The organism is Citrobacter sp. Cpo030, assembly GCF_030333005.1.
Taxonomy (GTDB): domain Bacteria; phylum Pseudomonadota; class Gammaproteobacteria; order Enterobacterales; family Enterobacteriaceae; genus Citrobacter; species Citrobacter portucalensis.
Window position 1 is genome coordinate 286,147 of record NZ_JAOWGT010000067.1, and the last position, 11,798, is coordinate 297,944.

9 protein-coding genes are annotated in these 11,798 nt (G+C 53.5%); 8 read left to right on the plus strand and 1 reads right to left on the minus strand.

The window, feature by feature from the left end; all coding sequences use genetic code 11:
- Positions 1 to 11: 11 nt before the first annotated feature.
- The 4 genes from OGY37_RS14310 (at position 12) to OGY37_RS14325 (ending at position 3,280) form a co-directional block, all read left to right on the plus strand.
- The gene (locus OGY37_RS14310) at positions 12 to 1,244 is read left to right on the plus strand and encodes a winged helix-turn-helix domain-containing protein (protein ID WP_126318669.1); all 1,233 of its coding nucleotides are present in this window, start codon (positions 12 to 14) and stop codon (positions 1,242 to 1,244) included.
- 51 nt (positions 1,245 to 1,295) lie between these two features.
- Positions 1,296 to 1,478 (plus strand): protein YcaR, encoded by a 183-nt coding sequence (ycaR, locus tag OGY37_RS14315; RefSeq protein WP_003035793.1) that lies wholly within the window; start codon positions 1,296 to 1,298, stop codon positions 1,476 to 1,478.
- Positions 1,475 to 2,221 carry a 3-deoxy-manno-octulosonate cytidylyltransferase gene (gene kdsB, locus OGY37_RS14320; protein ID WP_003831932.1) on the plus strand — a complete coding sequence of 249 codons (747 nt, stop codon included), beginning with the start codon at positions 1,475 to 1,477 and terminating at the stop codon, positions 2,219 to 2,221. Before ycaR ends, kdsB begins: the two co-directional genes overlap by 4 nt.
- Before the next feature lie 165 nt (positions 2,222 to 2,386).
- Positions 2,387 to 3,280, plus strand: coding sequence for a YcbJ family phosphotransferase (locus tag OGY37_RS14325; protein ID WP_003831934.1), 894 nt, complete (start codon positions 2,387 to 2,389; stop codon positions 3,278 to 3,280).
- 93 nt (positions 3,281 to 3,373) lie between these two features.
- Here the strand turns inward: OGY37_RS14325 and elyC are convergent, their stop codons facing one another.
- Complete coding sequence (gene elyC, locus OGY37_RS14330) at positions 3,374 to 4,138, minus strand: envelope biogenesis factor ElyC (RefSeq protein ID WP_063940617.1); 765 nt, start codon at positions 4,136 to 4,138, stop codon at positions 3,374 to 3,376.
- 135 nt (positions 4,139 to 4,273) lie between these two features.
- On the opposite strand from elyC, the gene cmoM reads away from it, so the two are divergent.
- From cmoM to mukB, 4 genes are read left to right on the plus strand one after another with little or no spacing between them, the layout of a single operon-like run.
- Positions 4,274 to 5,077, plus strand: a complete 804-nt coding sequence (cmoM, locus tag OGY37_RS14335; protein WP_003035803.1) for a tRNA uridine 5-oxyacetic acid(34) methyltransferase CmoM — start codon at positions 4,274 to 4,276, stop codon at positions 5,075 to 5,077.
- Complete coding sequence (gene mukF, locus OGY37_RS14340; protein ID WP_003831939.1) at positions 5,070 to 6,392, plus strand: chromosome partition protein MukF; 1,323 nt, start codon at positions 5,070 to 5,072, stop codon at positions 6,390 to 6,392. Before cmoM ends, mukF begins: the two co-directional genes overlap by 8 nt.
- A complete protein-coding gene (mukE, locus tag OGY37_RS14345) occupies positions 6,373 to 7,077 on the plus strand; it encodes a chromosome partition protein MukE (RefSeq protein ID WP_003035809.1) in 705 nt (234 codons plus the stop codon). The genes mukF and mukE overlap by 20 nt, the downstream gene beginning before the upstream one ends.
- Entirely contained in the window at positions 7,077 to 11,537 is a 4,461-nt protein-coding gene (gene mukB / locus OGY37_RS14350; RefSeq protein ID WP_003831942.1) for a chromosome partition protein MukB, read from the plus strand. The genes mukE and mukB overlap by 1 nt, the downstream gene beginning before the upstream one ends.
- Positions 11,538 to 11,798 lie beyond the last annotated feature (261 nt).

Genomic DNA, 11,798 nt, shown 5'->3' on the forward strand with positions numbered 1-11,798 from the left:
TGAGGCCATAAATGTCGTTGCCGCGCCTTTCTCTGATGGATGCCCGTCATCTTCACCTTGCTGCTCAAGGTCTGCTGAAAAAAACACGCCGCCGGGCAACCCCGGCAGATATTCTCGCGACCATTTCGCGCATGTCGTTACTGCAAATCGACACCATCAATATTGTGGCGCGCAGCCCTTACCTGGTGCTGTTTAGTCGTTTAGGCGATTATTCCCCCCAATGGCTGGACGACTCGTTACAGCAGGGCGAACTGATGGAATACTGGGCGCACGAGGCCTGTTTTTTGCCGCGCAGCGATTTTATGCTGATACGTCACCGCATGCTGGCCCCGGAGAATATGGGCTGGAAATATAAAGTGGCGTGGATGAAAGAACATGCGCATGAGATTGAGCAACTGCTCCAGCACATCCAGCATAATGGGCCGGTACGCTCAGCTGATTTTGAGCATCCACGCAAAGGGACCAGCGGCTGGTGGGAATGGAAACCGCAGAAGCGTCATCTTGAAGGGTTGTTCACTGCCGGGAAAGTGATGGTCGTTGAACGGCGTAATTTCCAGCGAGTGTATGATCTAACCCATCGCGTCATGCCGCACTGGGACGATGAACGCGACCCACTTTCGCAGGAAGATGCTGAAAGTGTCATGCTGGATAACAGTGCCCGCAGTCTGGGGATTTTCCGCGAACAATGGCTGGCAGACTACTACCGCCTGAAGCGCCCAGCGCTAAAAAACTGGTGCAACGAACGGGCGGAACAGCGGCAGATTATTCCTGTCGACGTTGAGGGGCTAGGAGCCTTGTGGCTGCATAGCCACCTTCAGCCGCTGCTTGAACAGGCGCTGGCAGGCAAATTAACGGCGACCCACAGTGCAGTATTATCACCTTTTGATCCGGTGGTCTGGGATCGTAAACGGGCAGAGCAGCTATTCGATTTTAGCTACCGGCTGGAGTGTTATACGCCAGCACCGAAACGTCAGTATGGTTATTTTGTCTTGCCGTTGCTGCATCGTGGACAGTTGGTTGGGAGGATGGATGCCAAAATGCACCGTAAAACGGGTGTGCTGGACGTTATTTCGCTGTGGTTACAGGATGGGGTTAAGCCTGGAGTAACGTTGCAAAAAGGATTGTTTCAGGCGATTGACGATTTTGCCCGCTGGCAACAGGCAACACGCGTGACGCTGGGACGTTATCCTGAAGGTTTATTTGCTGATGCACGCCATGGTTGGGAAATAGACCCAGCCCTTTAAGCGATTATGTTAATATTTACGGATTCACAATCCGGTCCATCTGGAGGAACTATGGATCATCGTCTGCTTGAAATCATTGCCTGCCCGGTATGCAATGGCAAACTCTGGTTTAACCAGGAAAAACAGGAACTGATTTGTAAACTGGATAACCTTGCTTTCCCACTGCGTGATGGCATTCCCGTGTTACTGGAAACCGAAGCCCGCGTTCTGACTGCTGATGAGAGTAAATCATGAGTTTTGTGGTCATTATTCCTGCGCGTTATGCGTCCACACGTCTGCCGGGTAAGCCGCTGTTGGATATCAACGGCAAGCCGATGATCGTGCATGTACTGGAGCGTGCGCGTGAATCTGGCGCTGAACGTATCATCGTTGCCACCGATCACGAGGATGTCGCTCGCGCGGTAGAAGCGGTGGGTGGCGAAGTGTGCATGACTCGCGCCGATCACCAGTCTGGTACGGAGCGCCTGGCGGAAGTCGTCGAGAAATGTGGTTTTAGCGATGATACCGTTATTGTGAACGTACAGGGTGATGAGCCGATGATTCCGGCGGTCATTATTCGCCAGGTGGCTGAGAATCTGGCGCAACGTCAGGTCGGTATGGCGACTCTTGCGGCTCCGATTCACAGTGCCGAAGAGGCATTTAATCCGAATGCGGTAAAAGTCGTGTTGGACGCAGAAGGATATGCTCTCTATTTTTCACGCGCGACCATCCCATGGGATCGCGATCGTTTCGCCAAAAGTCTGGAAACGGTGGGGGACACCTTCCTGCGCCATCTGGGCATTTACGGCTATCGCGCTGGTTTTATTCGCCGCTATGTTAACTGGCAGCCAAGCCCGCTTGAGCATATCGAAATGCTGGAGCAGCTGCGAGTGCTGTGGTACGGCGAAAAAATTCACGTTGCCGTCGCAAAAGAAGTCCCGGGTACCGGCGTAGACACTGCCGAAGATCTTGAGCGCGTTCGCGCCGAAATGCATTAGTTTTTCTCACGGCACTCCCCCCATATTGAGGCGTATTTTTGGGAGGAGTGTCGTATCGTTGCGCTTTCCCTCCACTTTTCTTTTCATCAATTGATCTCATCCGGGTGACATCTGTCTGCACGACGCTCATTATGAAAGCAGTAGCATTTATGAGGGCAATCTGAAATGGAACAGTTGCGTGCCGAACTCAGCCACCTGCTGGGCGAAAAACTCAGTCGCATAGAATGCGTGAATGAAAAAGTGGATACGGCCCTGTGGTCACTGTACGACAGCCAGGGAAATCCGATGCCGCTGATGGCGAGAAGTTTCACCACGCCAGGTATGGCGCAGCAGCTGGCTTGGAAAACCTCCATGTTGGCGCGCAGCGGTACGGTGCGTATGCCCGTCATTTACGGGGTCTTAACCCACGAAGAGCATCCCGGTCCTGATGTGTTACTGCTTGAGCGTTTACGTGGCGTGCCGGTGGAAGCGCCAGCCCGAACGCCCGAACGCTGGGAACATTTAAAAGATCAGATCGTAGAAGGTCTGCTGTCATGGCATCGACAGGATAGCCGTGGCTGTGTGGGAATGGTGGATAACACGCAAGAGAATATCTGGCCATCCTGGTATCGCCAACGTGTTGAAGTGTTGTGGACCACGTTAAATCAGTTCAACAATACCGGGCTGACGATGCAGGATAAGCGGATCCTGTTTCGCACCCGTGAGTGTTTGCCCGCTTTATTTGAAGGATTCAATGATAACTGCGTGCTAATCCACGGTAATTTTAGTTTACGTAGCATGCTCAAAGACGCCCGTAGCGATCAGCTTCTGGCGATGGTCGGACCGGGTTTGATGCTGTGGGCACCCAGAGAGTATGAATTGTTCCGTTTAATGGATAACGCGCTGGCGGAAAGCCTGCTTTGGCAATACCTGCAACGCGCGCCAGTGGCTGAGTCCTTCATCTGGCGGCGCTGGCTGTATGTGTTATGGGATGAGGTGGCGCAACTGGTCAACACCGGACGTTTTAATCGATCTAACTTTGACCTGGCCACGAAATCACTGCTGCCGTGGCTCGCCTGATGAACATGTGAACGCCTTATCCGGCCTACAATTCTGCGCTGAACACGTAGGCCTGATAAGACGCGTTAGTGTCGCCATCAGGCAACATTACTGTCAATGTTCCGATCCCTTTAGCCACTGCCAGATTCGCCCCAACGTTTCGTAACCAACACGATCGCTATGCATCAACCAGACGGGAGAGGGGATCGCGCGCTCCCACGGATTAAGCGGTGAGTCAATCGCTAACTGGTTGGCTGGTGCGGGCAACGGATGTAGTCCGGCCTGTTGGAAGAAAATCATTGCTCGTGGTAAGTGCGATGCGGAGGTCACCAGCAGGAACGGCGCGCTGCCGATGGCCTGCTTCACCGCTGCGGCTTCTTCTTCGGTGTCTTTGGGTTTATCCAGCGTGATGATATCACCGGGCGGCACACCCAGTGACTGTGCTACGCGGGCGCCCGCTTCTGCAGTACTGACGTTATTGCTCTTTGCCGCAGCACCGGTAAAGATAAGCTTCGATCCCGGGTTAGCACGCCAAAGGCGAATACCTTCATTCAGACGCGGAAGACTGTTGCTGATCAGGTTTGAACTTGGCGCCCACTGAGGATTCCAGGTATACCCTCCGCCCAGCACCACAATGTATTCCACTTTTTGTGTATCCTGCCAGGTTGGATAGCTATCCTCAATCGGTTTCAGCAGACTGTCGGCGACGGGCTGCAAGCTTAGAAGTAACAGTGCCAGCCAACTCAGGCTAATGCACATTTTCCCTGTTTTTTGAAAGCGGCTAAACCAGAGCAGCGCCAGGCCTATACCCATGATAATGAGCATTAGCGGAAGTGGCAGCATCATACCGCCAATCACTTTCTTCAGCGTAAAAAGCATCCTTTTTGGTTCCTTTTTTAACCATACAGCAGGGGATCAGCAGGGATATTACACCAGGAAGGTTCATTCTCGGCGTGGGTGTGACAAAATAGCGGTTTTACTTAGTCACCCTAAAGCCAGCATGTGGAGAGCCCGATGCGGGATCGCAATTTTGATGACATTGCAGAGAAGTTTTCCCGTAACATTTACGGCACCACCAAAGGTCAGCTTCGTCAGACGATCCTCTGGCAGGATCTGGACAAACTTCTTGCCGACTATGCGGGCCAAACTTTGCGTGTGCTTGATGCGGGTGGCGGAGAAGGGCAGACAGCCATTCTGATGGCGCAGCGGGGCCATCACGTCACCTTGTGCGATCTTTCTGCTGAGATGGTGGCGCGAGCGCAACGGGCGGCAGAAGAGCAAGGTGTGAGCGACAACATGCATTTTATACATTGTGCCGCTCAGGACATCCCACAGCATTTGGATTCTCAGGTTGATCTGATATTGTTTCATGCTGTGCTGGAATGGGTGGCCGATCCGCAAGCCGTCTTAAAAACATTGTGGTCGATGTTACGCCCGGGCGGTGCTTTATCGCTGATGTTCTACAATGCAAACGGTCTGTTGATGCGTAATGTGTTGGTCGGTAATTTCGGCTATGTACAGCAGGGAATGTATAAAAAGAAACGGCGCACGTTGTCTCCCGATTTTCCGCGCGACCCTCAGCAGGTCTATGGCTGGCTGGAGGAGATTGGCTGGGAGATAACCGGAAAAACGGGCGTGAGGGTGTTTCATGATTATCTGCGTGATAAACAAAAACAGCATGACTGTTTTGATGCTTTAACAGAAATAGAAACACGTTATTGCCGCCAGGAACCGTATATCAGCCTTGGGCGCTATATTCATGTCACCGCGATTAAACGTCCGGCCCGAGCCGCAGATGCAAGGATAACCTATGAGTGAATTTTCCCAGACAGTCCCCGAACTGGTTGCCTGGGCCAGAAAAAATGACTTCTCCATCTCTCTGCCGGTAGACAGACTTTCGTTCCTGCTGGCGGTCGCCACATTGAACGGTGAGCGACTTGACGGTGAGATGAGTGAAGGTGAACTGGTGGATGCGTTCCGCCATGTTAGTGATGCGTTTGAGCAAACCAGCGAAACCATCGGCGTCCGCGCCAACAACGCGATCAACGATATGGTGCGTCAACGTCTGCTGAACCGCTTTACCAGCGAGCAGGCTGAAGGCAACGCCATTTACCGTTTAACGCCGCTCGGGATTGGTATCACAGATTACTATATTCGTCAGCGCGAATTCTCTACGCTGCGTCTTTCTATGCAGCTGTCAATTGTGGCAGGCGAACTGAAGCGCGCGGCGGATGCGGCAGCGGAAGGTGGTGATGAGTTCCACTGGCATCGCAACGTCTATGCGCCATTGAAATACTCGGTGGCGGAGATTTTCGACAGTATCGATCTGACCCAGCGCATAATGGATGAACAGCAGCAGCAGGTAAAAGACGACATCGCACAGTTGCTAAACAAAGACTGGCGGGCGGCGATTTCCAGCTGTGAAATGCTGCTGTCAGAAACATCTGGTACGCTGCGTGAGCTGCAAGATACGCTGGAAGCGGCAGGGGATAAGCTGCAGGCTAACCTGTTACGCATCCAGGACGCCACGATGACGCATGACGATTTGCATTTTGTCGATCGGCTGGTGTTTGATTTACAAAGCAAGCTCGACCGCATTATTAGCTGGGGCCAGCAGTCCATTGACTTGTGGATCGGCTACGATCGTCACGTTCATAAATTTATCCGTACCGCGATCGATATGGATAAAAACCGCGTCTTCGCCCAGCGTCTGCGTCAGTCCGTGCAGACCTACTTTGACGACCCATGGGCGCTGACCTATGCCAACGCCGATCGTCTGCTGGATATGCGTGACGAGGAGATGGTGCTGCGTGATGAAGAGGTCACCGGTGAACTTCCGGAAGATCTGGAATATGAAGAATTTAACGAGATCCGTGAGCAGCTGGCGGCGATCATCGAAGAACAGCTGGCTATCTACAAATCCAGACAAACACCACTGGATCTCGGTTTGGTAGTGCGCGAGTATCTGGCGCAATACCCACGTGCGCGTCATTTCGACGTCGCGCGTATTGTTATCGATCAGGCGGTACGCCTTGGCGTAGCGCAAGCAGACTTCACCGGACTGCCAGCCAAATGGCAGCCGATTAATGATTACGGAGCCAAGGTACAGGCGCATGTCATTGACAAATATTGAACAAGTGATGCCGGTAAAGCTGGCGCAGGCGCTGGCGAATCCGTTATTTCCGGCGCTGGATAGCGCCTTACGTTCGGGCCGCCATATCGGTCTGGATGAACTGGATAATCATGCCTTCCTGATGGATTTTCAGGAATATTTTGAAGAGTTTTACAGCCGCTATAACGTGGAATTGATCCGTGCGCCGGAAGGGTTCTTCTACCTTCGTCCGCGTTCAACGACGCTCATTCCGCGTTCGGTCCTGTCTGAACTGGACATGATGGTGGGTAAAATTCTTTGCTATCTCTATCTCAGTCCGGAACGCCTGGCGAACGAAGGGATTTTTACCCAGCAAGAGCTGTACGACGAGCTGCTAACGCTGGCTGATGAAGCGAAACTTCTGAAGCTGGTGAACAACCGTTCAACCGGTTCTGACGTTGACCGCCAGAAGCTACAGGAAAAAGTGCGTTCTTCGCTCAACCGCTTGCGCCGCTTAGGCATGGTGTGGTTTCTGGGCCACGACAGCAGCAAATTCCGTATTACGGAATCTGTCTTCCGCTTTGGCGCGGATGTGCGTAGCGGCGACGATCCGCGTGAAGCACAGCGTCGCTTAATTCGTGATGGTGAAGCGATGGCGGTCGAGAACCGTCTGCAGCTTAACGATGAGCCCGAAGAGAATCAGCCGGACAGTGGAGAAGAAGAATAATGATTGAACGCGGTAAATTTCGCTCACTTACGCTGATTAACTGGAATGGTTTTTTTGCCCGTACGTTTGATCTCGATGAGCTGGTCACCACGCTGTCCGGTGGTAACGGTGCGGGTAAATCCACCACCATGGCGGCATTTGTTACGGCGCTCATTCCGGACTTAACCCTGCTGCATTTCCGTAACACCACCGAAGCCGGTGCAACCAGCGGTTCACGTGATAAAGGCCTGCACGGTAAGCTGAAAGCAGGGGTTTGTTATTCAATGCTCGACGTCCTCAACTCGCGTCATCAGCGCGTGGTCGTGGGTGTGCGTCTGCAACAGGTTGCTGGTCGCGATCGCAAAGTGGATATCAAACCGTTTGCCATTCAGGGGCTGCCGATGTCGGTACAGCCAACCCAACTGGTGACGGAAACGCTGAACGAACGCCAGGCGCGCGTACTGTCTCTACCTGAGCTGAAAGAGAAGCTTGATGAGATGGAAGGCGTGCAGTTTAAGCAGTTCAACTCAATAACCGATTATCACTCGTTGATGTTCGATCTGGGCATCATTGCCCGTCGTCTGCGCTCCGCGTCCGATCGTAGTAAATTCTACCGTCTGATTGAAGCCTCGCTGTACGGCGGGATCTCCAGCGCCATTACCCGTTCACTTCGTGACTACCTGCTGCCGGAAAACAGCGGCGTACGTAAAGCGTTCCAGGATATGGAAGCCGCGCTGCGTGAAAACCGTATGACGCTGGAAGCGATTCGCGTAACCCAGTCTGACCGCGACCTGTTTAAGCATTTAATCAGCGAAGCGACCAACTATGTGGCCGCGGATTATATGCGCCACGCCAACGAACGCCGTATCCATCTGGATAAAGCACTGGAATATCGTCGTGAACTGTATACCTCGCGCAAGCAGCTGGCGGCAGAGCAGTACAAACACGTGGATATGGCACGTGAATTGGGTGAGCACAACGGTGCGGAAGGCGATCTGGAAGCTGATTACCAGGCCGCGAGCGATCACCTGAATCTGGTGCAAACCGCGCTGCGTCAGCAGGAAAAAATTGAACGCTACGAGGCGGATCTCGAAGAACTGCAGGTCCGTCTGGAAGAACAAAACGAGGTGGTCGCGGAAGCCGTTGACCGCCAGGATGAAAACGAAGCCCGTGCGGAAGCCGCTGAGCTGGAAGTGGATGAGCTGAAAAGCCAGCTTGCCGATTACCAGCAAGCGCTGGACGTCCAGCAGACGCGAGCCATCCAGTATACTCAGGCGATCCAGGCCCTAAATCGGGCGAAAGAGCTCTGCCACCTACCGGATCTGACAGCCGACAGCGCCGCCGAATGGCTGGAGACTTTCCAGGCCAAAGAGCAGGAAGCCACTGAAAAGCTGCTGACGCTAGAACAAAAAATGAGCGTGGCGCAAACCGCGCATAGCCAGTTCGAACAGGCTTATCAGCTGGTGGCGGCTATCAACGGCCCGCTGGCGCGCGGTGAAGCCTGGAGCGTGGCGCGTGAACTGCTGCGCGAAGGCGTGGAACAGCGCCACCTGGCAGAACAGGTTCAGCCGTTGCGTATGCGACTGAGCGAACTGGAGCAGCGTCTGCGCGAACAGCAGGACGCCGAGCGTCTGCTGGCCGAATTCTGCAAGCGACAGGGTAAACAGTTCGATATCGAGGAGCTGGAAGCACTGCACCAGGAGCTGGAAGCGCGCATCGCCGCCTTGTCGGACAGCGTCTCGTCTGCCAGCGAACAGCGTATGACGCTGCGTCAGGAGCAGGAACAGCTACAATCCCGTATTCAGCATTTGATGAAACGGGCACCCGTCTGGCTGGCTGCGCAAAATAGCCTGAACCAGCTTAGCGAGCAGTGTGGGGAAGAGTTTACCTCCAGCCAGGATGTGACCGAGTATCTGCAACAATTGCTGGAGCGCGAGCGTGAGGCCATTGTTGAGCGTGATGAAGTCGGTGCACGTAAAAATGCGGTTGATGAAGAGATTGAACGTTTAAGTCAGCCGGGCGGGGCGGAAGATCAGCGTCTGAACGCGCTAGCGGAGCGCTTTGGCGGCGTGCTGCTGTCAGAAATTTATGATGACGTTAGCCTTGAAGATGCACCGTACTTCTCTGCGCTGTACGGTCCTTCGCGCCATGCCATCGTGGTACCGGATCTGTCGCTGATTACCGAACAGCTTGAAGGGCTGACGGATTGCCCGGAAGATCTCTATTTCATCGAAGGGGATCCGCAGTCGTTTGATGACAGCGTCTTCAGCGTTGATGAACTGGAAAATGCGGTGGTGGTGAAAACTGCCGAGCGTCAGTGGCGTTATTCTCGCTTCCCGACGGTGCCTATTTTTGGGCGTGCAGCACGTGAAAGTCGTATCGAAACCCTGCATGCCGAGCGTGAAGGGCTGTCTGAACGTTTCGCCACGCTCTCCTTTGACGTCCAGAAAACCCAACGTCTGCATCAGGCGTTCAGTCGCTTTATCGGCAGCCATCTGTCGGTGGCGTTTGAAGCCGATCCAGAAGCGGAAATTCGCCAGCTGAATAGCCGTCGCGTTGAACTGGAACGTGCGCTGACCAATCATGAAAATGATAACCAGCAAAGCCGTATGCAGTTTGAACAGGCGAAAGAGGGCGTCTCTGCGCTGAACCGCCTGCTGCCGCGCTTGAATCTGCTGGCAGATGATACGCTGGCCGATCGCGTTGACGAAATTCGCGAGCGTCTGGATGAAGCTCAGGAAGCCGCGCGTTTTGTACAGCAACATGGCAATCAGTTGGCGAAACTGGAACCTATCGTTTCGGTTCTGCAAAATGACCCTGAGCAGTTTGAACAGCTGAAGGAAGACTATGCGTATTCCCAGCAGATGCAGCGCGATGCGCGTCAGCAGGCTTTTGCGCTGACCGAAGTCGTACAGCGTCGGGCGCACTTTAGTTATTCCGACTCAGCCGAAATGCTGAGCGGCAATAGCGATCTGAACGAAAAATTGCGTGAACGCCTGGAACAGGCGGAAGCCGAACGTACCCGCGCTCGTGAAGCGCTGCGCAGCCACGCCGCACAGTTAAGCCAGTACAACCAGGTGATGGCATCGCTAAAAAGCTCTTATGACACCAAAAAAGAGCTGCTTAACGATTTACAACGTGAACTGCAGGATATCGGCGTTCGTGCGGACAGCGGTGCCGAAGAGCGCGCGCGTATCCGTCGTGACGAACTGCATGCGCAGCTCAGCAACAACCGTGCACGCCGCAACCAACTTGAGAAAGCGCTGACCTTCTGCGAAGCGGAGATGGAAAACCTGACCCGCAGACTGCGCAAGCTGGAACGTGATTATCATGAAATGCGCGAGCAAGTAGTCACCGCTAAAGCCGGCTGGTGTGCAGTCATGCGGATGGTGAAAGATAACGGTGTGGAACGTCGTCTGCACCGTCGCGAGTTGGCCTATCTTTCCGGTGACGAACTGCGTTCGATGTCGGATAAGGCGCTCGGTGCGCTACGTCTGGCGGTTGCAGATAACGAGCACCTGCGCGATGTGTTGCGTCTGTCTGAAGATCCAAAACGTCCAGAGCGTAAAATTCAGTTCTTCGTCGCGGTTTACCAGCATCTGCGCGAACGTATTCGCCAGGATATTATTCGTACCGACGATCCGGTTGAAGCCATTGAACAGATGGAGATCGAGCTGAGCCGTCTGACGGAAGAGTTAACCTCACGCGAACAGAAGCTGGCGATCAGCTCACGCAGCGTGGCGAACATTATTCGTAAGACTATTCAGCGTGAACAGAACCGTATTCGCATGCTGAACCAGGGGCTGCAAAGCGTGTCGTTTGGCCAGGTCAACAGCGTTCGCCTGAACGTCAATGTGCGTGAAACACATGCTACCTTGCTGGACGTACTTTCAGAGCAGCATGAACAGCATCAGGATCTGTTTAACAGCAATCGCCTGACCTTCTCAGAAGCGCTGGCGAAGCTGTATCAGCGTCTGAATCCGCAGATAGACATGGGGCAACGCACGCCGCAAACCATTGGTGAAGAGCTGCTGGATTATCGTAACTATCTGGAAATGGAAGTTGAGGTTAACCGTGGCTCTGACGGCTGGCTGCGTGCTGAGTCTGGTGCGTTGTCAACGGGGGAAGCGATCGGGACCGGGATGTCTATTCTGGTGATGGTGGTGCAAAGCTGGGAAGATGAAGGCCGCAGATTGCGCGGGAAAGATATCTCTCCTTGCCGCCTGCTGTTCCTTGATGAAGCTGCACGACTCGATGCGCGTTCTATTGCGACCTTGTTTGAGCTGTGTGAGCGTTTGCAGATGCAGCTGATTATCGCTGCGCCGGAAAACATCAGCCCAGAGAAAGGCACCACCTACAAACTGGTGCGTAAAGTCTTCCAGAACACTGAACACGTTCACGTGGTGGGGCTGCGCGGATTTGCGCCTCAGTTACCGGAACCGCTGCCGGGGACTGAAGATGCCTCCTCGCAGGCAAGCTAAGTAATAAGTAAAAAGGCGGCTACATGGCCGCCTTATCTTTTTCCGAAAAGACTTCATGCCTGGTGTAATTTCTTTAGACTTCTTTACATTAGGTTAGGCAAAAAGTTTTTGATGTTTATATACTAAAGGTGAGCCTAACGCGTCACAGGCTTGCTCGTCATACTTCAGTTTGTATTGGCGTTTTACAGGTCCGACCCTCGTCAAAATAAAGGGGAATACAGACGGCCTGGCTATTCAGAGTATGATAAAGAAAACAGGGGG